The sequence below is a fragment of the Halococcus sp. AFM35 genome (genome assembly GCF_051195015.1).
Classification (GTDB): Archaea; Halobacteriota; Halobacteria; order Halobacteriales; family Halococcaceae; genus Halococcus.
This window is the reverse complement of the sequence record NZ_JBNTJU010000010.1, coordinates 62161-84463: the sequence shown is the minus strand read 5'-3', so window position 1 is coordinate 84463 and position 22303 is coordinate 62161. Positions and strand designations below refer to the sequence as shown.

Sequence of the window (22303 nt, the reverse complement as noted above, 5' to 3'; positions counted from 1 at the left end):
TCTCACTCGGGTCGTGGTTCGGGAGCGACATAATCCCGTCGAGTCAGCCCGAGAGAGCGAGTCGGGCGGTTTTCAGGTAGAGCGCCGGCGCGCGACGGCGCGACCCCGACAGCGCCGCCCCGAGCGCCGGGTTCGCGTGCTCGTGGACGCCCGCACCGTGACCGACGAGTACGCGCTCGGGCGTGAAGTCCCGAAACGATTTCCGGGGCGGTAGCAGGCGAAGCGCCGGATGGACGCCCAATCGTTCGGTGTCAGTTCGCATGTACGCGGCCGTGCCGAGTGCTTCCGAGACGACGAGCGTTCCATCATCTTCGTGATACAGCGCGCCTTCCTGCCACAGCGGGGTGGCGACCATTCGGAGTCGATACCCAGTCTCGTCGAGTTCACCATCGAAGCGCTCGACCGGCGCGTCGATGTCGCCGGCGACGCCGCTCATCCACGACGGGATGAAAACTGATACGTCGTGACGGGTGGCGAAGCGTGCGGCGTCGCGCTTGTGACGGTCCAGCAGCACGACGACACCCGCGACCTCGCCGAACTCGGCGAGGAGGTCGTCGATGCCCGCGGCGTCGACGGGGTCGACCAGCCAGACGCCCGCGTCGGTGGCGAGCGCGTGGCTCGCGCGCTGCATCCGCTCGTCGGGGTAGGCGAGCCAGCCGACGCCGCCCTCGAAGCGGTCGATCTCCTCGTACGCCGCCGTTCCCGTCCCCTTCATCGGCATATCCACCACTCGGACCGGCGGCGGATGAGCGCGTCGGTGGCGGATATTTATACCCTGAGACCAATCAGGAGGTATGATTTCGGCGCTGCGCTGGCTCGCCCTCGAAGTGAAATATCTCGACCACGCGAGCGCGTTCTACCGCGAGCACTTGCAGCTCGATACCAGCCGCGAGACCGACACCGAGGTCGCCTTCGCGGCCGGCGAGACCGACCTCGTGCTCCGCCGACCTTCAACTATTCCCCGTGGCGGACTCCACACCCACTACGCGCTCTCGATTCCCGCCGACGAATACGACGACTGGTACGAGCGCCTCGCCGGGAGTTTCACGCTCGACGAGCACACCTTCGGCAGCGCGCGCTCGCTATATTTTGACGATACCGAGGGCAACTGCGTCGAACTCGGCGAAACGGACGAGCCGGGACCGGGAGTGTGCGGGGTGTTCGAGGTCGTCCTCGAAGTCGAGGACCTCGCCCGCGCCGAGTCGTTTTACACCGACCTCGGGATGGACATCGTCGACCACGGGGGAGAGCGCCGTCGGACGCGGCTCACAGGAGGGAGGTTCGCCCTCGAACTCTGGGAACCCCAGTTGGGGCTGGCTGACGCGCGCGGCGGCGTCCACGTCGACCTCGGCATCGGCGTCGAGAGCCCCGAAAGAGCGCTCGACGCGGTGCGGGAGTCGGTGCGGTCGGTCGAGCATCGGGAGGAGGGAATCAGGGTTCGGGACTCCGATGGCCACTTCCTGACCTTCGTCGGTTAGCCGAACTCGCTTCGGAGCGCGCCCCGGTCGACTTTGCCGGTCGCGGTGCGTGGGAACTCCTCGACGAACACGACTCGGTCGGGGACCTCGTGGCTCTGTAGTTCGCGCTCGCAGGCGCGTTTGATGTCGGCCGCCGAGACTGACTCCTCGCTCCGGCGCGTGACGATTGCCACCACGGCCGCGCCGCGGACGTCGTCGGTTCGGTCGATGATGGCGACCTTCTGTACGGGGTCGATGGCGTAGATGACTGCCTCGATCTCACGCGGCGAGACGTCGCCACACCCTGTCGTGAACATGTCCTCTATTCTGTCGACGACGAACAGGAATCCATCATCGTCCATCCAGCCGATGTCGCCGGATGTGAGCCAGCGCTTGCCCGCGCGCTCGACGAACGTGCTTTCGGTGAGCTGGCGCTTGTTGTATCGTGGCGTGACCGTATCGCCACGCCAGAGGAGTTCCCCGCGTTCGCCCCGTTCGACTGCCTCCCCAGTAGTGGGCTCTTCGATACGTACCTCGACCGCCTCCCCCGCCGGACGGCCGACGCTGCCGGGCTTGCGCCCGTTCGGTCCCGGATGGTTGAGCGCCGCAAGCGGCGTCGTCTCGGTCATCCCGTAGCCTTCGAGCAGCACACAGTCGAGGGCCCGCTCGACCTCCGCGATGCGCTCGTTCGGCATCGGCGACCCGCCGACGCCGACGGACCGAAGCGTCGAGAGGTCGTACGCATCGATACCATCGCAGTCCAGTAACTCGACGACCATCGTCGGAATCAGGAACGTGTAGGTGACGCCGTGGCGCTCGACTGCCGCCAGAAACGCCTCGATGTGCCACGTTTCGAGCAGGTGGTTTTCCGCCCCGAGGGCGAGGAAGGGCGTCGTGGTGATGTTGAGACCGGTGACGTGAAAGCACGGACAGACGGTGAGTGCCACATCTTCCCTGCGCCACTCGTTGTAGCTGATGTACCCGTCGGCGTTCGCCGCGAGATTCCCATGGGTATGATAGACGCCCTTCGGCGCGCCGGTCGTCCCGCTCGTGTACAGCAGTTCGGCCAGCTCCTCGCTTCGCCGCGGGAGTGGCTCGTGTTCGACCGTTCCGTCGTCGAGCAGGTCCCCGTACCGATGTTCCTCGCTCTCGCCGTCGGCAGTGCCGTTCGTGACGACACAGACCGCACCGCTGTCGCTCAGTACGTACCGTATCTGCTGGTCGGTAAAGCGCGTGTTTATCGGGACCGCTACCGCGCCACGTTTCAAGACGCCGAGATACGTACAGACGAACGCCACGCCGTTTGGCAGGTCGAGCGCCACGTGCTCGCCGGTTTCGACGCCCCGGTCGGCCAGCGCGTCGGCGATGCGGTCCGAGCGCTCGGTCAACTGTTCGAACGTGACTGAGTGGTTCCGGTCGCCAACCGCGAGGGCGGTCGGTGCGTTCCGCGCCGCGAGGTCGGCACGGGTGGCGAAATTCATGGATATTCCTTGGCAGCTGCTACCATAGGCGTTTCTGCGACGAGTCTGATACATGTTCTACCGAGTATTACCGGGAAACTAACAGGGCTGCGAGAACGGCAAGGTTCGTCCGCTATTGCCGGACAGTCGTCCGACCGACCGGCGACCACGCCGTCAGTCACGGGCGAAGATGAGGTTGGCTTGTATCTCGTCGGCGGCGTCTCGAACCACGTCGGCGATGGGTGGGTCGTGCCGGTCGCTTTCGAACTCCTCGGTGGCACCGTAGACCGCGATGGCCCCGTGAACGTCGGCGTCGGTGACGATAGGAGCGGCGACGCCCGTCATGCCGGGAATCAACTCCCCGGCGTCGGTTGCGTAGCCGTTCCCGCGGATGCGCTCCAGTTCGGACAGTAGTTCGTCCTCGTCGGTGATCGTCGCGGGCGTTCGCCGTTCCAACCCCTGTTCGAGGAGCACTCGCTCGGCCGTTTCGGAGTCCATGCTTGCGAGAATCGCCTTGCCCGGCGCGTTCGTGTGAAGGGGGACGTGCGTCGGGTAGACGTCCGTCGCCTTCGGCGGAAGGCTCTCCCGTTGCCAGCGCGTCGCCAGCAACACCGCACAGCGCCCGTTTTCCTCGGTTACCAGCTGGACGTACTTCGAGTCGCCGACGGCCGCCGAGAGACCAAGCGCCTCGTCGCGACCCCGGACGAACAGTTCGTTGTTGTTCCGGGCGATTTTACCGAAATGGAGGAACTGCATGCTCAGCCGGTAGCGGCCGTTCTCGTTGACCACCGAGCCGACGCGCTCCAGCGTTCGGAGGTGGTCGTGGGCCGTACTCTTCGGCAGGGAAAGCGCGGTGGCGACCTCGGTGACTCCGACATCGCCCCGGTCGGCGAGTACCGTGAGCACGTCGTGGGAGACCTTGACCGCCGCGATAGGGTAGTTCGTCACGGTCGAAGGAGGACTCGTACCCCTTTAGATTGTCCGGTAATATCGAACGAAAACCGGATACAGAAATATTGGATATGGATACTGAGACGGAAAAATATATGATAGAAAAATTTTGTCACGGCGATTTGGGCCGGATGTGGGTGAAATATATTTCGTCTTTTGAAAACAGAATATATCGATTGGAATCGCATGACTTGAGGCGATTTTGATCGATAGCAGTCGAGTTTTTGAGTACGTGTTTCAGACGTGCTAGAATAGCTAACAAAACACTTATCTGTTGATGTCTCAACGCAGTAGTTGTGAAGGGGTCACAATCGACAATGAACGAACGAACCGACACATCGGCGACACGGCGCGGCGTCATGAAGGGCATCGGCGGTCTCGCCGCGTTGTCGATGTCCGGCGCGACGATAGCGGAGGCAGAGGACGTTCTGAACGACTCGATTCCGAGCGACCCGCACACGGTCGACACCTACCGGGCCATCGTCGACGCCATCGTTCCCCGTACCCCACAGTTGGAAAGCGAACTCGGGCCGGAGCACGTTCCCGGCGGACTCGATGTGGGGCTGGAGAAGTTCCTCATCTGGGACTTCAACCACTTCCAGGAGGTCCGTGCCGAGATGGTGACTGAAAAGGGATTGCTCGATGGTCCCTCGGACGCCGAGATGCCGGTGAACATGTTCGAGACGGGTCTCGACCTGCGGAACCTCGGCGGATTGGTCGGTCCCGATTCGGCGCTCGATGCCGTGTTGAACCTCACGGACATCAGCATCCTCGACCTCGATGTGAGCGAGGAAGCGCTCGAAGAACAGTTGAGTTTCGGGCCACTCGAACGCTACGAGGTCTCCTTCGCCGAGGACGTCTCCTCGACGTCCGGTCCCGCCGAGTTCGACCTGCTCGTCGAGACGACCAACGAAACGACCCACCGAGTGGTGCAGAACTATCCCTATGCGGCGGCGTTCACCCTCGTCTTCGACATCGTGGCCGCCGAGTTCATCGCGCTCGGCAAAAACGAGGACGCGATTTCGCGCGGCAGCGAGCAGTTCCCTGCGGGTGGCACCTTCGCCCAGCTCTCGCGGGAAGACCGCTTACGCTGTCTCTGGACCATCGTCGATGGCAGCGTCATCGACCGCCTCGACGAGTTGCTTTCACCCTTCGTCCCGCAGGTCGGCATCCTGAAGTACGTCGTGATGGCCGTCAACGGGCTGCACGGCTTTGGCTACTACACCGAGTGGTCGGGTCTGGGAGCCACCAAGACCGAGAACCCGACCGACAGAGAGATGCAGATACCGCCCGACGAGGTCCAGAGCCGCCAGCAGAGCGGCTATCCCGGACCCGCCCCCGGCCACGCGGCCAACTGGCGACACGCCGTCCCCGGCGGGTTCGCCGACCCCGACACCGGGAGCCTCGACCTTCCCGACGACCTGACCGGCGAGGACGTCATCGCGGGCATCGGGGGTGAGACCCAATGAATGACCCCGACGTCGTCGTCATCGGTGCCGGCGCGGACGGCCCGGCCGCCGCGTGGAAACTCGCCAAAGACCACGGCATCGACGTCCTCATCCTCGAAGGTGGGCCGTGGCATGGAAACGAAAAATGGCCCCAGCCGCACGCCGACGCGGGCGGCACCGTCAGCACCGACCCCGACGACCTCGATGGAAAGCTGCTCGACGAGCAGTTCACCCACCGCGAGGCCGACGCCAACGACCCGACCTATGGGTATCTCCGGGTGGGTCCCGCCGACCACTCACGAGCGCCGTGGTTCCGGAACCTCCACCAGAACGCGTTCATCTGGCAGGTCGGCGCAGTGGGCGGTACGTCGCTGCACTACTTCGCCAACCATCCCCGAGGCTATCCCCACGCCTTCAACGACCAGCCCCACTGGCCCATCGACTACGAGGAACTCGTTCCCTACTACCAGTTGAACGAGGAACTCACGAGCACCCAGCAGGCCCCGATGACCGCGAAGGAGGAGGTGTTCATCGAGGGCGCGACGGGCGCAGGGTACGACCGCATCGACACGCTGAACGTCACCGAGACGGGCTGGCGGCCGCAGGCCAACGCCATCAGCGAACCGCCGGACGAACTCGATGCCGATTACGACGGCTCGTTCAGTTACGAGGACGGGTTCCGTGGTGACCCACTCGTCGGCGACGAGTTCCAGGGGGCCTCCTCGCCCGTGGACGCGCCAGTGCGGGAGAAATCCCGCAAGTCGAGCAACGTCGCCTACGTCCCGCGGGCGCTCGATACGAACGACGACCCCGATGCGGGCAACGTCGCCGTCCGACCCAACGCCTACGTCACGGACATCACCACCGACGAAGGCGCGGGGAACCTCGAAGCCACCGGCGTCACGTTCCGCGATTCGTGGTCCGGCCGGTCTCAGACAGTGGCTGCCGATACGGTGGTGCTCGCGGGCGGCTGTATCGAGTCGCCCCGTCTGTGGCTCAACGCCGGACTGCCGGACGACGGCTGGGTCGGCAAGGGACTGACCACCCACTGGTTCGACTGGGTCGTCGGCGTCTACGACGACGAGACGGTGGCGAACATCAATCCCGAGGTCGAGCACATGGACCCCTATGTCGGCCAGAACTCGGCAGTTCGCTTCGACAAGCCCGGCGTCGGGGGACTTGAAGACATCGGGATGACCCCCGGACTGGTCTCGTATGCGGATTACCTGTTCACGGAGGCCGGGTACAGCTTCGACACGCCCGTTGCGGAGGGTGAGCCGTGGGACACCCGCGGGTACGTCGTCGGCGAGGAACTCAAACGCCGGATGGCGAACTACCGACAGACCAAGGCGCTGCTGGTGCTCACCGACGACTTCCCCCATCAGGACAACGGCGTCTCGCTCGATGAGACGTTCTCCGACGAGCACGGTCCCGTCCCGAAGGTGCGCTACGAACCGAGCGAGGAGGACAACGACAAGCGCGACGAACTCGCGCGCATCGCGGCGAACATCCACCGCGAGGCGGGGGCCTCACACGTCCACCGCGCGGAGTGGCCGCCGCTACTGCTGCATATGCAGTCCTCGATGCGGATGGGCAAAGTCCTCGATGCGAACGCCGAAGCACAGAACGTCGACCGGCTGTTCGTCGCCGACCACTCCGCGATGGCAAACGGCGTCGGCGGCCCGAATCCCACTAATTCGGGGCAGGCACTCGCATTGCGCACCGCCGACAAGATCGCCGACATCTACTTCTGACCTCCCACCCGATTCGATTTTTCGTCGAGTTGCCGTCAGTCAAGCCGGTCGGTGTCGATGTGGACGCCGGGCGGCGTCACCAACAGAAACTTCCGGAAGTGGATGAGTTCGCCGCCCATCTCGCGGACGTCGCGCGCGAAGCCGCTGGCGAGGCGATTCAGGTCACCCTCGACGGCGAGGACGAGCACCGCGTCGTCGTCGACTTCGGCGACCCATTCCTCGCTCGGCGTTCGCCCGTCGAGCACGCCGAGAACGACGCGATGGGTGCGCTCGTCGGTTTCGTCCTCGATTTCCGTTTCGACGGCCTGCAGGTCGAGGTCGAACTCGCTCATGGCGGCATCTCACCGCGCCGGGAGAAAAACCCTCGTTTTGGGACGCGAGCAGCCGGGAAACCGACCGTCGTCTTCGGGTGCATCGGCCGACACAGTTCACGAGTCAGTCGAGGACGGATGCCAACCGTGCCCGATAGTATCCGACTCCGGTTAGCAGTAGCCCAGTGCCCACGAACGCGTACTGAACGAACCACGCCGAGGTATCCAACGGTCCACCACCGACGACCGACCACGAGCGCCAACCCCACGACCAAGAACGCGACCCACGTGTTTCCTTGCTCGGTCATCGGTATCCGCTCACCAGACTCGAAGAATCAACCTTCTCATTATCGGCGAGTATATTCGCCATCGCTAGCTGCTCGCAGAGAGTCGCCAGCAGACGAGATAGCAGGACGAAGGAAGTGTTTGATGACTGTCTCAGTTTACAGAAAACATATACCATACCCAAGGGTAGTCGGAGCTATGGGACTGGAAAAGCTGGTAGAACGAGGCTCACTGTTCGGGTTCGGTGCCGGGGCGGTAACGGCAGGTATCGTTATACTCGTTGCCAGTGTGTTCGACGTCGCACTCGGTGCTGTCGTGCTTGTGCTCGTTGCCGTCGCGGTTCTGGCGCTCGTCTTGTTGCTCGGGGCTCCCGGAATCGGGCCGGGTCCTGCGGTCGGTGAGATGCAGTCTAGCACTGGTGGAGAGACCGGCGGGATGCAGACGGCGAGTCCGGTAGAGGCCGGTGGTGCGTCGAGAAACCCCGCCGCGATGGCAGCGGTCGTACCGGCCACGCGGTTGGAATACGTGATGTACTTCACTGGATTTGGAGCCATCGCTGTGGTTACGCTCGTGCTTCTCCTCGGCTGAGGAAACATCCCGTCACCCGAGAGTGTCTCACAGCATCAGCGGAGCCGTTCGTGATTCGTGACGGCTCAAGCGCCACAGCGGTTCTCCGACAGGTGTTCTGTCGTCAGTCGTCGGCGCTCGCGGCCCCCGCGTCGGTCGTCCCCGCCGATTGCCGTGAGAAATACGTCGCGAGCGCCGGGCCAGTGACGTTGTGCCAGACGCTAAACAGTGCGGGTGGGAGCGCTGCGAGCGGGCTGAAGTACGCAGTCGCAAGCGCGACCGCGAGCCCGCTGTTCTGGAGGGCGACCTCGAAGGTACATGCCCGGACCCGTTCGGACGACATCCCGCTCGCGCGGCCGACGCCGTAGCCGGCACCCAGTCCGATGGCGTTGTGGGCGACGACCGCAAGCAAAACGACTCCGCCCGCAGTCAGGATGTTCTCGACGTTCAGCCCGACGACCGCCGCGACGATGGCGACGATGGCGACGACGCTGACCGCCGGAAAGACGTTCAATCCCGCTTCGGCGGCCCGCGGTGCGTAGCGGTCCAAGGCCAGTCGGAGCGCAAAGCCCGCGATCACCGGAATCAGGACGACCTGCACGATGGACGTGAACATCTGGGCGAACGTCACTTGGAGCTGTTCGCCCGCGAGCGCGACGACCCACGCGGGCATCACGACCGGTGCGGCGAGGGTTGTCACCGTCGTGATGGCTACTGAGAGCGCGACGTCGCCCTTGCCCAGATAGGTCATCACGTTCGAGGCCGTCCCGCCCGGCGCGGCACCCAACAGGATGACGCCGACCGCGAGCGCCGGCGGGAGCGAGAGCACGATGGTGAGAGCCCACGCCGCGAGCGGCATCACGAGCCACTGCGTGAGCGCGCCGATGGCCACGTCGCGCGGGCGCTCGGCGATGCGCCGAAAGTCCTCCGGCAGCAGCGTCAGTCCCATTCCGAGCATGATGATACCCAAAAGCGGCGTGATGTACGGCGAAATCCACGTGAATCCCGACGGAGCGACGAGCGCCGCAGCCGAAAACAGCAGTACCCACACCACGAAGTACGTGCTCGCAACGGTACTGGCTCGTTCGAGCGTATCGAGCACGCTCACGCCGTCGACCCTCCGCCGATGTTCCTCACTCGACCGCTGTGGGAAACCATGCCTCGACCATCGGCACACCCGTGCAAAAATTTTCGCGTGCGTGCCGTTCGTCGACCGCCGCGCGCGAGCGCCTCGGGTCGGATTTCGCGTCGAATCGGGCGCGGATGCACGCCAATCGGACCGCCCGGCGCGTCGCGGCCGATGGTATGATATAAGGAACTACTGAGGAGACAAGGCCGTTGAATGCTGGCGATTTTTCGATTTCATGCCTCGAAGACCGACCGAACGGAAATTCCGGAGCGGTAGGTTTATCCGTGTGATGGCCATTCGGTCGAGCGTAATGTCCTACCACGACGCGGACACGGAGGATTCGTCGGAGACCCCGGCGGATCGAGTTCTTCCAGGGCACCCTGGGAGATACGACTGAAGTAGATTCTGTACGGGTCTTCGACACCACGCTGCGCGACGGCGAGCAGTCGCCACGCACCTCGTTCAGCTACGACGACAAGCGCGAGATAGCGGCCGTGCTGGACGAGATGGGTACCCATGTCATCGAGGCGGGCTTCCCGGTGAACTCCGATGCCGAGTTCGAAGCCGTCCGTGACATCGCCGAGAGCACGGGAGTAACGACCTGTGGACTGGCGCGCGTGGTCGATGCGGACGTGGAGGCGGCGCTCGATGCGGGCGTCGAGATGGTCCACGTCTTCGCCTCGACCAGCGATGTGCAGCTCGAAGACGCGATGCACTCGAACCGTGAAGAGATGAAAGAGCGCTCGGTCGCGGCGGTCGAGCGTGCGAAGGCGGCCGGCGTCGACGTGATGTTCTCGCCGATGGACGCCACTCGCACGGACGAGAAGTACCTCGTAGACGTCATCGGGGCCACTTCGGAAGCGGGTGCCGACTGGATAAACGTTCCCGACACCTGTGGAGTGGCCACTCCGACGAGATTCGGCGACCTCATCGCCGAGGTCTGCGAGGTCGCCGACGCGCAGGTCGACGTCCATACCCACGACGACTTCGGGCTGGCGAGTGCGAACGCGCTCGCGGGCTTCGAGAACGGCGCGGCGCAGGCCCAAGTGAGTGTGAACGGCATCGGCGAGCGCGCCGGCAACGCCGCCTACGAGGAGGTCGTCATGAGCGCCGAATCGCTCTATGGCGTCGACACGGGCATCGACACGACCCGCATCACGGAACTCTCGCGGCTGGTCGAACGCGCGAGCGACATCGACACGCCGGGCAACAAGCCCGTCGTCGGGCAGAACGCCTTCAGCCACGAGTCGGGCATCCACGCCGCCGGCGTCATCGAGAACTCCGACACGTTCGAGCCGGGCGTGATGACCCCCGAGATGGTCGGTGCACAGCGCGAACTCGTCCTCGGCAAACACACGGGCACACACTCGGTGCGCGAACGCCTGCATGAAGCCGGATTCCAGCCGACCGACGACGAAGTGCGCGAGTGTACCCGACGGGTGAAGGACTTCGGCGCGGAGAAAGAGCGCGTCACGATGGCTGTGCTCGAACGATTCGCCCGCGAGGTCGGCATCCGGGAGACCGAACGCACGGAGGTCAACGCCTGAGAATGGCCCCGCCGAACGCCCCATCCCACCAGCAGCGGGTGGCTCCCGACCCGCACGTCCGCGGCAATGTTTGCACGACGCGCAAGGGTTATTACCACTCCCGTGATGGAATCGACCACGATGACACGACCGACGACCGCTCGGAGCACGCCGGTTCCGAGCGGCGCGGTCGGCGCGCGCGGTCTCATTATTGTAGGGGCGTAGCCCCTACACAGCCACCTCCTTCGACCCCGACGCATCCCGCACAGCGAACAGCACGCGCGACAGCCGACGACTGCCAACCGATGACCACACGACAGCCAGCAACGACCACACGCGACGACCGAGCGGCACCGACAACGAACCACGGAGGCGACCGATGAGCGAGGGCCAGCCGACCCAGCGCGCCGAGGAAGCGGTGACCGAACCGCCCGAGACGGTCGAGACCGACGAGCAGCCCGTGACGACCGGTGCGGAGTCGGTTGCGCGGGCGCTCGAACGGGCCGACGTCGAACACCTCTTCGGCGTGCAGGGCGGGGCCATCATGCCGGTCTACGACGCGCTGTACGACTCCGACCTCACCCACGTCACGATGGCCCACGAGCAGGGCGCGGCCCACGCGGCCGACGCCTTCGGTATCGTCTCCGGCGAGCCCGGAGTGTGCTTGGCGACCTCCGGACCCGGCGCGACGAACCTCGTGACCGGCATCGCCGATGCCTCGATGGACTCCGACCCACTGGTGGCACTCACCGGACAGGTTCCCTCGGACATGGTCGGCTCGGACGCCTTCCAAGAGACCGACACCACGGGAGTGACAGGTCCGATAACGAAGGAGAACTACTTCGCGGGCGATTCCGATACGGTCGGCGATACGGTCGGCGAGGCGTTCGCGCTCGCCCGCGAGGGCCGGCAGGGTCCCACGCTGGTCGACCTCCCGAAGGACGTGACCACGGGCACGACCGAGCGCGAACCGGGCGAGGGCGTGACGCCCGAGACGTACGACCCGCCCGAACGTGCCGACGGCGAGGCCGTCTCGACGGCCGCCGGTGTGCTCGCCCGCGCCGAAAAGCCCGTGATTCTGGCGGGTGGTGGCGTCATCAAGGGCGAGGCGAGCGCCGAGCTGCGGGCGTTCGCCACCGAGTACGGGATTCCGGTGGTGACGACGATGCCCGCAGTGGGTGTCTTCCCCGAAGACCACGACCTCGCCATGGAGATGGCGGGGATGCACGGCACGGGCTATGCGAACATGGCCATCACCCACTGTGACGTGCTGTTCGCGGTCGGAACCCGCTTCGACGACCGCCTGACGGGCGGGGTCGAGACGTTCGCCCCCGAGGCCGAAATCATCCACGCCGACATCGACGCGGCGGAGATCTCGAAGAACGTCCACGCCGACTATCCGCTCTTGGGCGATGCCGGCACCGTCATCGAACAGGTGGGCGAGGCGATGGCCGACGAGCGCGCGGCGGACATGTCGGCCACCGGCGAGCGTTTTCAGGAATGGGTCGAGCAGTGCCAGCAGTGGAAGACCGACTACCCGATGGACTACTCGATGGACGAGGACGGCCCGCTCAAGCCGCAGTTCGTCGTCGAGGCGGTGGATGCGGCGACGGCCGACGACACCATCGTCACCACGGGCGTCGGCCAACACCAGATGTGGGCGGTCCAGTACTGGACGTATACCGAACCCCGAACGTGGGTCTCCTCGCACGGATTGGGCACGATGGGCTACGGGCTGCCGTCGGCCATCGGTGCCCGTATGGCGGCCGATGACGACCAGTCGGTGGTCTGTTTCGACGGCGACGGTTCGTTCCTGATGACGCTCCAGGAACTCGCCGTTGCTGTCAGGGAGGACCTCGATATCACCGTGATAATCCTGAACAACGAGGCCGTCGGTATGGTGCGCCAGTGGCAGGACAGCTTCCACGGCGGCCGGCGGATGGCCTCTGAGTACCCGTGGGTGCCCGATTTCGCTGCGCTCGCCGAGGCGTTCGGCGCGCGCGGGTTCCGGATGGAGGGCTACGACGACGTCGAGGCAGTCATCGACGAGGCGCTGGCCCACGATGGTCCTGCGGTCGTCGACGCGTACATCGACCCGACCGAAGACGTCTATCCGATGGTTCCCAGTGGTGGTGCGAACGGCCAGTTCGTGCTGACGGAGGACCAACTATGACGGAGGGATTGCAGGGACCGGCCCCCGAGGAGCGACCCCACCCGTCGGGCCGGCGCAACGCGCAGGGTATCCGCATCGACCCCGAGACCGGGGCCGAACACGAGCCGCGGCGCACAGTATTATCGGCGCTCGTGCAGAACGAGCCGGGCGTGCTGGCGAAGATATCGGGGCTGGTCTCGCGCCGGCAGTTCAATATCGAGTCCCTCACCGTGGGGACGACGACCAATCCTGAGACCTCCCGCGTGACGCTGGTCATCGAGGAGCCGGAACCGGGCGTCCGGCAGGTCGAAAAACAGCTCGCCAAGGTCGTCAACGTCATCTCGGTGCGCGAACTCGGTGACGACGCCGTGCGTCGGGAGCTGGTGGTCCTGAAAGTCCACGGCGAGGAACCCGACAAGGTCCACGCCGTCACGCGGATGTACGAGGGCGAGACGCTCGACGCCGGGCCACGAACGATTACTGTGCAGATCACCGGCGACGAGCAGAAGATCGACGACGCCATCGACGCCTTTCGGCAGTTCGGCATCCGCGAACTCGCCAGAACCGGCCAGACGGCGCTCGCTCGCGGCGAGGAGTGGACGACACACGCAGAAGAGGAGCGGTACGAACGAGTACACGAACCATGACAGAACACGCGACGATACACTACGACGAGGATGTAGAGGAAAGCGCCATCGAGGGAAAGACCGTGGCCGTGATGGGTTATGGCTCGCAGGGCCACGCCCACGCCCAGAACCTCGCCGACAGCGGGGTCGACGTGGTGGTGGGTCTCCGCGAGGGGTCGAGTTCGCGCGACGCCGCCCGCGAGGACGGACTGGACGTGGCGACGCCCGTCGAGGCCGCCGCGCGAGCCGATATCGTCTCGATGCTCGTGCCCGATACCGTGCAGCCGGCGGTCTACGACGACATCGCCGAGGAACTCGACGCTGGCGACACGCTCCAGTTCGCCCACGGGTTCAACATCCACTTCGGACAGATCGAACCACCCGAGGACGTGGACGTGACGATGATAGCGCCCAAATCACCGGGTCATCTCGTCCGGCGCAACTACGAGAACGACCAAGGGACGCCCGGCTTGCTCGCGGTCTATCAGGACGCGACGGGCGAGGCAACGGACGAGGCGCTCGCCTACGGACAGGCCATCGGCTGCACCCGTGCCGGCGTCGTCGAAACCACGTTCCGCGAGGAAACCGAAACCGATCTCTTCGGCGAGCAGGCGGTGCTCTGCGGCGGCGTGACGAGCCTCATCAAACAGGCCTACGAGACGCTCGTCGATGCCGGCTACTCCCCGGAGATGGCGTACTTCGAGTGCCTCAACGAGATGAAACTCATCGTGGACCTGATGTACGAGGGTGGACTCGGCGAGATGTGGGATTCGGTCTCGGATACGGCCGAATACGGCGGACTCACCAAGGGCGATGTCGTGGTCGACGAGCACACCCGCGAGAACATGGAGCAGGTCCTCGAAGACGTTCAGAATGGGGCGTTTGCCCGCGAGTGGATCGCGGAGAATCAAGCCAACCGGCCCGCCTACCGTCAGTTGCGCGAAGCAGAGAAGAACCACGAAATCGAGGACGTGGGCGAGCGCCTGCGCGGGCTGTTCGCGTGGGCAGAGGAACCGGAAGAAGACCAGAGCGAACAAGAGCGAGTGCAAGCAGATGACTGAGAACACAAGCGAACGGCGAACCGAGATGAAAGCAGTCGACCACACCCACCCCGATACCGGGCGGCCGTTCGGCGAGGCGGTGGTCTATCAGCGCGGGCCGGCCGTGGCGGCCGACGGCGGTGAGCCGAGCGAAACGAGGCGAACGTCGGCAGACGGAACGTCTGCCGGAAGTGAGCGCGAACGGAGTGGGCGCAAACCTCGTCGGAGCGCTGAGCGCTCCGACGGCGGAACCCGTGGCGAGGACGAGCGCGAAGCGGACCCCGAAGAGACCGACGACACCGGCGAGATGCGGATGAAGGACGTCGACCACGAGCCGCCGAACGAGGCCGAAGCCAACCGGGTGTTCGAGCGCGGTAATGAAGGCCGCGACGGGACCCGATGAGCGAGCGCACGCTCTACGACAAGGTATGGGACGAGCACGCCGTCACGGAACTGCCCACCGGTCAGACCCAGCTGTTCGTGGGCCTGCACCTCATCCACGAGGTCACGAGTCCACAGGCCTTCGGCATGCTCGGCGAGCGCGACCTCGAAGTGGCCTATCCCGACCGAACCCATGCCACCGTCGACCACATCGTTCCGACCGCCGACCAGTCCCGGCCGTTCGCCGACGACGCCGCCGAGGAGATGATGAGCGAACTGGAGGCAAACGTCCGGGACTCGGACATCGAATTCGACGACCCGAGCAGCGGGAATCAGGGCATCGTCCACGTCATCGGCCCGGAGCAGGGTCTCACCCAGCCCGGCGTGACCATCGTCTGCGGTGATTCGCACACCTCCACTCATGGAGCCTTCGGCGCGCTCGCCTTCGGCATCGGAACCTCCCAGATTCGTGACGTATTGGCCACTCAGACGATTGCGATGGACAAGAAGAAGGTCCGGAAGATCGAAGTCACTGGTGAACTCAGTAGTCATGTAGGGGCCAAGGACGTCATCCTGACCATCATCCGCAAGCTCGGCGTCGATGGCGGTGTCGGCTACGTCTACGAGTATGCCGGCGAGGCCATCGAATCGTTGGGGATGGAGGGACGGATGAGCATCTGTAACATGTCAATCGAGGGCGGCGCGCGCGCGGGCTACGTCAATCCCGACGCGACCACCTACGAGTGGCTCCGCGAGACGGATGCCTTCCGGGACGAACAGGAAAAATTCGCTGAGTACAGAGAATACTGGGAGTCGATTCGCTCGGATGCGGATGCCGAATACGACGACGTCGTGACCATCGACGGCGACGAAATCGAACCCGTCGTGACGTGGGGGACCACGCCGGGGCAGGGTATTGGAGTTACCGAATCGATTCCCGACCCCGAAGAGTTACCCGAGGACAAACGGGACACCGCACGCCGCGCCCAAGAGCACATGCGCGTCGAACCCGGCGAAACGATGCAGGGCTACGAGGTCGACGTCGCGTTCTTGGGGTCGTGTACGAACGCGCGACTGGCCGACCTCCGGGACGCTGCCGAGGTGGTCGAAGGACGAGATGTGGATACGAGCGTGCGCGCGATGGTCGTACCGGGCAGTCAGCGCGTCAAGGCCGCCGCCGAGGACGAGGGTCTCGATGAAATCTTCACCGACGCCGGCTTCGAGTGGCGCGGCGCTGGCTGTTCGATGTGTCTCGGGATGAACGAAGACCAGTTGGAGGGCGACCAAGCCTGTGCCTCCTCGTCGAACCGGAACTTCGTCGGTCGACAGGGCTCGAAGGACGGGCGCACGGTGTTGATGAGTCCGGTGATGGTCGCGGCGGCGGCAATCACCGGGGAGGTCACCGACGTGCGCGAACTGCCGGCGGTGACGGCCCAATGAGCGATACCGAGGTCGAAACCGTCGAGTCGGTTTCGGGAACTGGCGTTCCGATCCGCGGCAACGACATCGACACCGACCAGATCATTCCGGCGCGGTTCATGAAGGTCATCACCTTCGACGGTCTCGGCGAGTTCGCCTTCTTCGACCAGCGATTCGACGACGAGGACAACGAGAAGGACCACCCGATGAACGAGGAGCGCTTCCGCGACGCCTCGGTGATGGTCGTCAACGCCAACTTCGGCTGTGGCTCCTCGCGCGAGCACGCCCCCCAAGCCCTCATGCGCTGGGGTATCGATGCACTCATCGGCGAGTCCTTCGCCGAAATCTTTGCCGGCAACTGTCTCGCGCTCGGGATACCGACCGTGACCGCCGACCACGAGACGGTAGCCGAAATCCAGGAGTGGGTCGACGCGAACCCCGACGGGAACCTCGATATCGACGTCGCCGACGAGACGGTGCGCTATGGGGACGACGAGACCACCGTCGAGGTCGACGAGGCCCAGCGCCGAGCGCTCGTCGATGGCGTCTGGGACACGACCGCACTGATGCAATCGAATTCGGGTGCGGTCGCCGAGACGGCCGCCGCGCTGCCCTACATCGATGACTGAGGAGATCGCCGTGATACCGGGCGACGGTATCGGTATGGAAGTGGTGCCGGTCGCGGTGTCGGTGCTCGATGCGGTCGGCGAGTTCGAATTCACTGAGTACGACGCCGGCGACAGCGTCGAGGCGGAAACTGGCGAGCCGTTGCCGGCAGAGACGAAACAAGCGGCCGCAACGAGCGATGCGACGCTGTTCGGTGCGGCCGGCGAGAGCGCGGCGGACGTGATTCTTCCCCTCCGCAGTGCGGTCGGGTCGTTCGCGAACATCCGTCCGGCGCGAGCGTATCCCGGTGTCGACGCGCTCCATCCCGACGCCGACCTCGTGTTCGTCCGCGAGAACACCGAAGGGGTCTATGCGGGCATCGAGAGCGACCTCACCGAGGAGGTGCGGACGCTCACGCGCGTCATCACCGAACCCGCATCGCGGGCCATCGCGGAGTTCGGGTTCGAATACGCCGCCGAGCACGACTACGACGTGACCGTGGCGCACAAGGCGAACGTGATGGCCCGGACGGACGGACTGTTCGTCGATACCGCAGCGCGGGTGGCCGACGAGCGAGGAACCGACTACGAAACCCACCTGATGGACGCGCTAGCGACCGAGCTCGTGATGAATCCCGCCGACTACGGCGTCGTGGTCTGTCCGAATCTGGCTGGCGACGTCCTTTCCGATCTGGCGGCCGGGCTGGTCGGTGGCCTCGGATTGCTGCCGAGTGCGAACATCGGCCCGGAGCGTGCGCTGTTCGAACCGGTACACGGAAGCGCGCCGGACATCGCCGGCGAGGGCGTCGCAAACCCCGTGGCGACGGTGCTGAGCGCCGCGATGTGCTGTGAGTTCCTCGATAAATCGGAAAGCGCCGAACGGATTCGGACGGCGGTGATGGAAGTCCTCGCCGACGGCCCGCACACGCCGGACCTCGGCGGCACGGCCACGACCGAGGAGATGGAGCGAGCGCTACTCGACCGGCTCTGACCGTCGGGGTTAAACCGCTCGCGCACGCATGGCGAGTCCATGCCCGAGATATCGCTCGACGAGGACACCGTCGAACGCCTCGACGCACTCCGCGTCGAGGAGGAATCGTACGACGAGATCGTGACCGAACTCATCAACATCTACGAGACCGAGGAGCGGACGCTCTTTCGCGGCGGCAGTCCCTAGTCGCGCGCGGCGGCGCGGATTTCATCCCACTTGCCCTGCTCTTCGAGATGGGTCTGTAACCGTTTTGCGTACTCCTCGGCGAGCCGTTCGGCCGCGGGGAGCTGCTCGTCGTTCCCACTATCGTTCCCACCGAGCAGTCCCCTGAGCGAGTCGATGACGCCACCGTCCGAATCACTCCCGCCCATCGGGTTCGTTCGCGCGTCGATGTCGTCGAGTTCGCCCATCACGTGGGGCAGTTTGTCCGTATTGGCGACGAGGCGGGCAGAGTCATCGCCCGAATGGTGAATCTCGAACTCGACGGCCGTCATGATGAGGCCCCACTGCTGGCGGCTGAACCGAGAACCTTCGACCGCATCGGTGAACTCCTGGTCGACGGTCATCCGGTCGCCGACGATGCGGTCCTGCCATGCGCGCGTGCTCATACACGACGTTGGGCGGGCGGCAGTATCAGGCTTTCCGCGCGTGGGGTGGCGAAATCGGCGTGTGCGAGCTACCGCGCCTGCCCGACGGCATCGAGCGCGCCGGGGTTCTCGATGGAGTCCATGTCACCCAGCTCTTCGCCCCGGTAGACCGACGCGATGGCTCGGCGGATGATCTTCCCGGACTGAGTCTTCGGGAACTCATCGACGAAGAGCACCTCGCGCGGTCTGAACGGTTTGCCCAGCTCCGCGCCGACCTGTGCTTTGAGTTCCTCGCGCAGCGAATCCGAGACCTCGGCGTGGTCTTCGAGGACGACGTAGGCCACGACGGCAGTCCCGGTGGTATCGTCGGGGACGCCGACCGCGGCGGCCTGATTGGCGTCGTCGTGTTCGATGAGCGCGGCCTCGACTTCGGCCGGGCCGACCTTGCGTCCGGCGACGTTGAGGGCGTCGTCCGCTCGCCCATGCAGGAACCAGAGTCCGTCTTTGTCCTTCTGTGCCCAGTCGCCGTGGTTCCACAGCGGCGGCTCGGTGAACGTCGACCAGTATTCGTCGAGGTAGCGGTCGTCGCCGCTCCAGAGCGACTTCGTCATCGAGGGACACGAATCGCGCGCGACGAGATACCCTCTCTCGTGTGCGTCGGCGACACTTTCTCCCTCGCTGTTCACGATATCGATGTTCATCCCCAATCCTGGGCCGCCGAGCGTACAGGGTTTCAGCGGCTGTATCGGCAGCGGCATCAGGAAGCAGCCACAGATTTCCGTGCCGCCGGAGATGTTGATTATCGGTGTGTCGCCGCCCCCCACGTTCTCGTAGAACCAATTCCAGGATTCGGGGTCCCACGGCTCGCCGGTCGAGCCGAGCGCTCGGAGACTGGAGAGGTCGTGGTCTTCGACCCAGTCGTCGCCTTGTTTGCGCAGCGCGCGGATGGCCGTCGGCGAGATGCCGAACTGGGTGAGGTCGTGGTCGTCGATCATCCGCCAGAACCTGTCGGGGTCGGGGTGGTCGGGCGCACCCTCGTACAGCATCACCGTGCCGCCGAAGGCGTGGTTGCCGATGAGCGTCCACGGTCCCATCATCCAGCCGATGTCCGACACCCAGAAGAATCGGTCGTCGTCCTCGTGGTCGAACCCGAAGAATATCTCCATCGCACACTTCAGCAGGACGCCCGCGTGCGGGAGGACGATGCCCTTCGGCGTGCCGGTGGTGCCCGACGAGTAGAGCAGCATGGCGGTGGCGTTCGCGTCGAGTTCTTTCGTCGCGTACTCGTCGCTCTGGCCCTCGACGGCCGCGCTCCACGTTTCGTCCTGTGTGTCGTCCCACGGCACCGCGCCGTCGCCCTCCGGCGTGAGTCCCAGCCGGTCGAAGACGATGGTGTGTTCGACGTGGCCGGATTCTTCGATAGCGTCGTCGGCAGCGCCCTTCAATCGGACCTCGCTGCCGCGGCGATAGAACCCATCACCCGTGAACAGGACCGTGGGTTCGGCGTCGGCGAGGCGGGTGGCGGTCGCATCGACGCCGAAGCCCGAGAAGATGGGCACGGCAATCGCGCCGACCTTGAAACAGCCGTAGAGGATTGCGGTGATTTCGGGCACCATCGGCATATACAACCCTACTGTGTCGCCTGTTTCGACGCCGCGCTCTTCGAGGGCGTTGGCCACGCGGTTCGACTGTGCGTGCAGCTCGCCGAAGGTGAGGTCGCGCACTTCACCGGGTTCGCCCTCCCAGAGGCAGGCCGTCTTCTCGCGCGTGTCGCCCTCGGCATAGCGGTCGAGCGTGTTGTGGGCGATGTTGATCTCTCCACCGGGATACCACTCCGAGAACTGCGGCCCGTTCGAGTCGTCACGCACCTCGTCGTAGTCTTCGTAAAACTCGATGTCGAGGTAATCGACGAGTTCGTCCCAGAACCACTCGATACCCGACTGCTCGACCCCCTCGACCTCGCCACAGGTCCGGGCGATGAGTTCGTCGTAGTCGTCGATGTCGTATTCGTCCATAAAATCCCACACGTTCGTGGATTCGACGAATTCCTGTGCGGGTTCGTGGACGATGTCGTCGGTATCGGGTACTGAGGTCATCGTGGCCCGACCTTCCGTCGGATTCGACAAGTATCTTTGTGCGACCGGCGGCGGGCGGTCGCTGGGAAAGAGTTATCCGCCCACGATAAGCCATCGTACTCGTTATGTCAACAGGCACCGGCGGAACGGTGGTTCAGCGGTTCGGGTCGCGCGTTGCGGACGTGGTCGAAGAGTGGATGCCGAGCCCGTTTCTGTTCGCCCTCATCCTCAGCTACCTCGTCTTCCTCGGCGGAATCGTTATCGAGGGCGCGGGCCCGGCGGCGATGGTCGGCTACTGGTACGACGGGTTCTGGACGCTGCTGACCTTCGCGATGCAGATGGTGCTCATCCTCGCAACCGGCTACGTGCTCGCCTACCATCCGTTCGTGCGGCGCGCCATCGAGCGGGTCGCGTCGGTGCCCAACAGTGGCAGGCAGGCGGTCGTCCTCGTGGGCGTGGTCGCGATGGTCGTCTCATGGATACAGTGGGGTCTCGGACTCATCGTCGGCGCGGTGCTCGCCCGCGAGATGGGCCGCCAAGCCGACCGTCGCGGGCTTGCGGTGCACTATCCCCTCCTCTGTGTCGCGGGCTACATGGGGATGGGGCTGACGTGGCACTGGGGACTCGCCGGGTCGGCACCGTTGTTGATGAACACGCCCGGCAACGTGTTCATCGAACAGGGTATTGTCGACGGTCTCATCTCGACCTCCCGGACCATCTTCAGCACGTACTCGCTCACGCTCACGGTCACGGGCATCGCGTATGCCGCCATCGCGCTGTATCTGCTCTCACCCGACCCCGAAAATTCCGCGGGTATCACCGAGTTCGTCCCACGGGGCCAGCTCGACGGCGCGGCTCCCGACGGCGGTGAGGAATCGGCAGTAGCCACCGAAACCGACGGCGAGCGGACGGTCGGCGACCGCATCAACAACAGCCGCGCCATCGGCGCGGTCATCGCGCTCACCGGCGTCGGCGTCGCGCTCTGGACGTTCTACCAGGAGGGACTGGGCGCGCTCAACCTCAACGTGATGAACTTCGCCTTCCTGTTCATCGGGCTGGCGCTGTTCACCCGCCCGAAAGCCTACGAAAACGAGTTCGGCGAGGCCGTTCTAGCGACCAGCGGCATCATCCTCCAGTTTCCCTTCTATGCGGGCATCATCGGCATGATGAACGCCTCAGGGCTGTCGACGACGCTCGCCGAGGCCCTCGTTTCGGTCTCGACGCCCGAAACGTTCCCGGCCATCGCGTGGATTACGGCGGGGTTCATCAATTTCTTCGTCCCCTCTGGCGGCGGCGAGTGGACCGTGGTGGGCCAGACGGTTCTGCAAGCGGCCAACGAACTCGGCGTGCCGCCGGGACAGGCCGTCGTGGCCTACGCGGTCGGTGACGCTCACACGAATCTGTTCCAGCCGTTCTGGGCGCTGCCCCTGTTAGGTATTACCGGCATCCGCGCCCGCGACATGTTCGGCTACGCGGCGACGATGCTACTCCTACTGATTCCGTTTCTCGCGGTCGCGCTCGTCGTGATACCCTACTAAG

At 65.0% G+C, this 22303-nt stretch carries 21 protein-coding genes; 14 read left to right on the top strand and 7 right to left on the bottom strand.

The features are described from left to right. Nucleotides 1-43 precede the first annotated feature (43 nt). On the bottom strand, nt 44-721 hold the full coding sequence (locus tag ACQUQO_RS09965; RefSeq protein WP_435077843.1) for a hypothetical protein: 678 nt from the start codon (nt 719-721) through the stop codon (nt 44-46). A 73-nt stretch (nt 722-794) separates the two neighbouring features. Here ACQUQO_RS09965 and ACQUQO_RS09960 point away from each other — a divergent pair, with 73 nt between their 5' ends. Beyond that, a complete protein-coding gene (locus ACQUQO_RS09960) occupies nt 795-1478 on the top strand; it encodes a VOC family protein (RefSeq protein ID WP_435077842.1) in 684 nt (227 codons plus the stop codon). Here ACQUQO_RS09960 and ACQUQO_RS09955 read toward each other — a convergent pair. Both ACQUQO_RS09955 and ACQUQO_RS09950 read right to left on the bottom strand, forming a co-directional pair. After that, nucleotides 1475-2938, bottom strand: a complete 1464-nt coding sequence (locus ACQUQO_RS09955; RefSeq protein ID WP_435077841.1) for a class I adenylate-forming enzyme family protein — start codon at nt 2936-2938, stop codon at nt 1475-1477. The genes ACQUQO_RS09960 and ACQUQO_RS09955 overlap by 4 nt on opposite strands. A 153-nt stretch (nt 2939-3091) precedes the next feature. Next, the gene (locus tag ACQUQO_RS09950; protein ID WP_435077840.1) at nt 3092-3865 is read right to left on the bottom strand and encodes an IclR family transcriptional regulator; all 774 of its coding nucleotides are present in this window, start codon (nt 3863-3865) and stop codon (nt 3092-3094) included. A 320-nt stretch (nt 3866-4185) separates the two neighbouring features. Between ACQUQO_RS09950 and ACQUQO_RS09945 the strand changes: the two genes are divergently transcribed. Both ACQUQO_RS09945 and ACQUQO_RS09940 read left to right on the top strand, forming a co-directional pair. After that, the gene (locus tag ACQUQO_RS09945; protein WP_435077839.1) at nt 4186-5337 is read left to right on the top strand and encodes a hypothetical protein; all 1152 of its coding nucleotides are present in this window, start codon (nt 4186-4188) and stop codon (nt 5335-5337) included. Continuing rightward, entirely contained in the window at nt 5334-7070 is a 1737-nt protein-coding gene (locus ACQUQO_RS09940; protein WP_435077838.1) for a GMC oxidoreductase, read from the top strand. The genes ACQUQO_RS09945 and ACQUQO_RS09940 overlap by 4 nt, the downstream gene beginning before the upstream one ends. Before the next feature lie 35 nt (nt 7071-7105). Here the strand turns inward: ACQUQO_RS09940 and ACQUQO_RS09935 are convergent, their stop codons facing one another. Next, nucleotides 7106-7402, bottom strand: coding sequence for a DUF5779 family protein (locus tag ACQUQO_RS09935; RefSeq protein ID WP_435077837.1), 297 nt, complete (start codon nt 7400-7402; stop codon nt 7106-7108). Between the two features lie 408 nt (nt 7403-7810). Here ACQUQO_RS09935 and ACQUQO_RS09930 point away from each other — a divergent pair, with 408 nt between their 5' ends. Continuing rightward, entirely contained in the window at nt 7811-8254 is a 444-nt protein-coding gene (locus tag ACQUQO_RS09930) for a hypothetical protein (protein WP_435077836.1), read from the top strand. 103 nt (nt 8255-8357) lie between these two features. Here ACQUQO_RS09930 and ACQUQO_RS09925 read toward each other — a convergent pair whose 3' ends face one another. Further along, nucleotides 8358-9341, bottom strand: a complete 984-nt coding sequence (locus tag ACQUQO_RS09925; RefSeq protein ID WP_435077835.1) for a bile acid:sodium symporter family protein — start codon at nt 9339-9341, stop codon at nt 8358-8360. A 359-nt stretch (nt 9342-9700) separates the two neighbouring features. Between ACQUQO_RS09925 and ACQUQO_RS09920 the strand changes: the two genes are divergently transcribed. The 9 genes from ACQUQO_RS09920 (at nt 9701) to ACQUQO_RS09880 (ending at nt 18288) form a co-directional block, all read left to right on the top strand. Further along, nucleotides 9701-10909, top strand: a complete 1209-nt coding sequence (locus tag ACQUQO_RS09920; protein WP_435077869.1) for a LeuA family protein — start codon at nt 9701-9703, stop codon at nt 10907-10909. Between the two features lie 358 nt (nt 10910-11267). Then, nucleotides 11268-13061, top strand: a complete 1794-nt coding sequence (gene ilvB, locus ACQUQO_RS09915; RefSeq protein WP_435077834.1) for a biosynthetic-type acetolactate synthase large subunit — start codon at nt 11268-11270, stop codon at nt 13059-13061. Next, nucleotides 13058-13687 carry an acetolactate synthase small subunit gene (gene ilvN / locus ACQUQO_RS09910; protein WP_435077833.1) on the top strand — a complete coding sequence of 210 codons (630 nt, stop codon included), beginning with the start codon at nt 13058-13060 and terminating at the stop codon, nt 13685-13687. The genes ilvB and ilvN overlap by 4 nt, the downstream gene beginning before the upstream one ends. Further along, the gene (gene ilvC, locus ACQUQO_RS09905; RefSeq protein WP_435077832.1) at nt 13684-14727 is read left to right on the top strand and encodes a ketol-acid reductoisomerase; all 1044 of its coding nucleotides are present in this window, start codon (nt 13684-13686) and stop codon (nt 14725-14727) included. Before ilvN ends, ilvC begins: the two co-directional genes overlap by 4 nt. After that, a complete protein-coding gene (locus ACQUQO_RS09900; protein ID WP_435077831.1) occupies nt 14720-15109 on the top strand; it encodes a hypothetical protein in 390 nt (129 codons plus the stop codon). The genes ilvC and ACQUQO_RS09900 overlap by 8 nt, the downstream gene beginning before the upstream one ends. Then, entirely contained in the window at nt 15106-16527 is a 1422-nt protein-coding gene (gene leuC, locus ACQUQO_RS09895; RefSeq protein ID WP_435077830.1) for a 3-isopropylmalate dehydratase large subunit, read from the top strand. Before ACQUQO_RS09900 ends, leuC begins: the two co-directional genes overlap by 4 nt. Further along, a complete protein-coding gene (gene leuD / locus ACQUQO_RS09890; RefSeq protein ID WP_435077829.1) occupies nt 16524-17135 on the top strand; it encodes a 3-isopropylmalate dehydratase small subunit in 612 nt (203 codons plus the stop codon). Before leuC ends, leuD begins: the two co-directional genes overlap by 4 nt. Next, nucleotides 17128-18102 (top strand): isocitrate/isopropylmalate dehydrogenase family protein, encoded by a 975-nt coding sequence (locus tag ACQUQO_RS09885; RefSeq protein ID WP_435077827.1) that lies wholly within the window; start codon nt 17128-17130, stop codon nt 18100-18102. Before leuD ends, ACQUQO_RS09885 begins: the two co-directional genes overlap by 8 nt. Nucleotides 18103-18141: 39 nt before the next feature. Continuing rightward, on the top strand, nt 18142-18288 hold the full coding sequence (locus ACQUQO_RS09880) for a DUF7557 family protein (RefSeq protein WP_435077826.1): 147 nt from the start codon (nt 18142-18144) through the stop codon (nt 18286-18288). Here the strand turns inward: ACQUQO_RS09880 and ACQUQO_RS09875 are convergent. Further along, nucleotides 18285-18710, bottom strand: a complete 426-nt coding sequence (locus ACQUQO_RS09875; protein WP_435077825.1) for a DUF5799 family protein — start codon at nt 18708-18710, stop codon at nt 18285-18287. The genes ACQUQO_RS09880 and ACQUQO_RS09875 overlap by 4 nt on opposite strands. Before the next feature lie 68 nt (nt 18711-18778). Further along, nucleotides 18779-20785 carry an AMP-binding protein gene (locus ACQUQO_RS09870; RefSeq protein ID WP_435077824.1) on the bottom strand — a complete coding sequence of 669 codons (2007 nt, stop codon included), beginning with the start codon at nt 20783-20785 and terminating at the stop codon, nt 18779-18781. 104 nt (nt 20786-20889) lie between these two features. Between ACQUQO_RS09870 and ACQUQO_RS09865 the strand changes: the two genes are divergently transcribed. Further along, on the top strand, nt 20890-22302 hold the full coding sequence (locus ACQUQO_RS09865; RefSeq protein WP_435077823.1) for a short-chain fatty acid transporter: 1413 nt from the start codon (nt 20890-20892) through the stop codon (nt 22300-22302). Nucleotide 22303: the final 1 nt, after the last annotated feature.

What these genes read in the sequence shown, in the direction of transcription:
- ACQUQO_RS09930 (WP_435077836.1), top strand. Translation starts at nt 7,811, where the DNA reads ATGACTGTCTCAGTTTACAGAAAACATATACCATACCCAAGGGTAGTC.
- leuD (WP_435077829.1), top strand. Translation starts at nt 16,524, where the DNA reads ATGAGCGATACCGAGGTCGAAACCGTCGAGTCGGTTTCGGGAACTGGC.
- ACQUQO_RS09955 (WP_435077841.1), bottom strand. Translation starts at nt 2,938, where the DNA reads ATGAATTTCGCCACCCGTGCCGACCTCGCGGCGCGGAACGCACCGACC.
- ACQUQO_RS09875 (WP_435077825.1), bottom strand. Translation starts at nt 18,710, where the DNA reads ATGAGCACGCGCGCATGGCAGGACCGCATCGTCGGCGACCGGATGACC.
- ilvC (WP_435077832.1), top strand. Translation starts at nt 13,684, where the DNA reads ATGACAGAACACGCGACGATACACTACGACGAGGATGTAGAGGAAAGC.
- ACQUQO_RS09880 (WP_435077826.1), top strand. Translation starts at nt 18,142, where the DNA reads ATGCCCGAGATATCGCTCGACGAGGACACCGTCGAACGCCTCGACGCA.
- ACQUQO_RS09965 (WP_435077843.1), bottom strand. Translation starts at nt 721, where the DNA reads ATGCCGATGAAGGGGACGGGAACGGCGGCGTACGAGGAGATCGACCGC.
- ilvB (WP_435077834.1), top strand. Translation starts at nt 11,268, where the DNA reads ATGAGCGAGGGCCAGCCGACCCAGCGCGCCGAGGAAGCGGTGACCGAA.
- ilvN (WP_435077833.1), top strand. Translation starts at nt 13,058, where the DNA reads ATGACGGAGGGATTGCAGGGACCGGCCCCCGAGGAGCGACCCCACCCG.
- ACQUQO_RS09945 (WP_435077839.1), top strand. Translation starts at nt 4,186, where the DNA reads ATGAACGAACGAACCGACACATCGGCGACACGGCGCGGCGTCATGAAG.
- leuC (WP_435077830.1), top strand. Translation starts at nt 15,106, where the DNA reads ATGAGCGAGCGCACGCTCTACGACAAGGTATGGGACGAGCACGCCGTC.
- ACQUQO_RS09960 (WP_435077842.1), top strand. Translation starts at nt 795, where the DNA reads ATGATTTCGGCGCTGCGCTGGCTCGCCCTCGAAGTGAAATATCTCGAC.
- ACQUQO_RS09940 (WP_435077838.1), top strand. Translation starts at nt 5,334, where the DNA reads ATGAATGACCCCGACGTCGTCGTCATCGGTGCCGGCGCGGACGGCCCG.
- ACQUQO_RS09885 (WP_435077827.1), top strand. Translation starts at nt 17,128, where the DNA reads ATGACTGAGGAGATCGCCGTGATACCGGGCGACGGTATCGGTATGGAA.
- ACQUQO_RS09865 (WP_435077823.1), top strand. Translation starts at nt 20,890, where the DNA reads ATGTCAACAGGCACCGGCGGAACGGTGGTTCAGCGGTTCGGGTCGCGC.
- ACQUQO_RS09900 (WP_435077831.1), top strand. Translation starts at nt 14,720, where the DNA reads ATGACTGAGAACACAAGCGAACGGCGAACCGAGATGAAAGCAGTCGAC.
- ACQUQO_RS09935 (WP_435077837.1), bottom strand. Translation starts at nt 7,402, where the DNA reads ATGAGCGAGTTCGACCTCGACCTGCAGGCCGTCGAAACGGAAATCGAG.
- ACQUQO_RS09870 (WP_435077824.1), bottom strand. Translation starts at nt 20,785, where the DNA reads ATGACCTCAGTACCCGATACCGACGACATCGTCCACGAACCCGCACAG.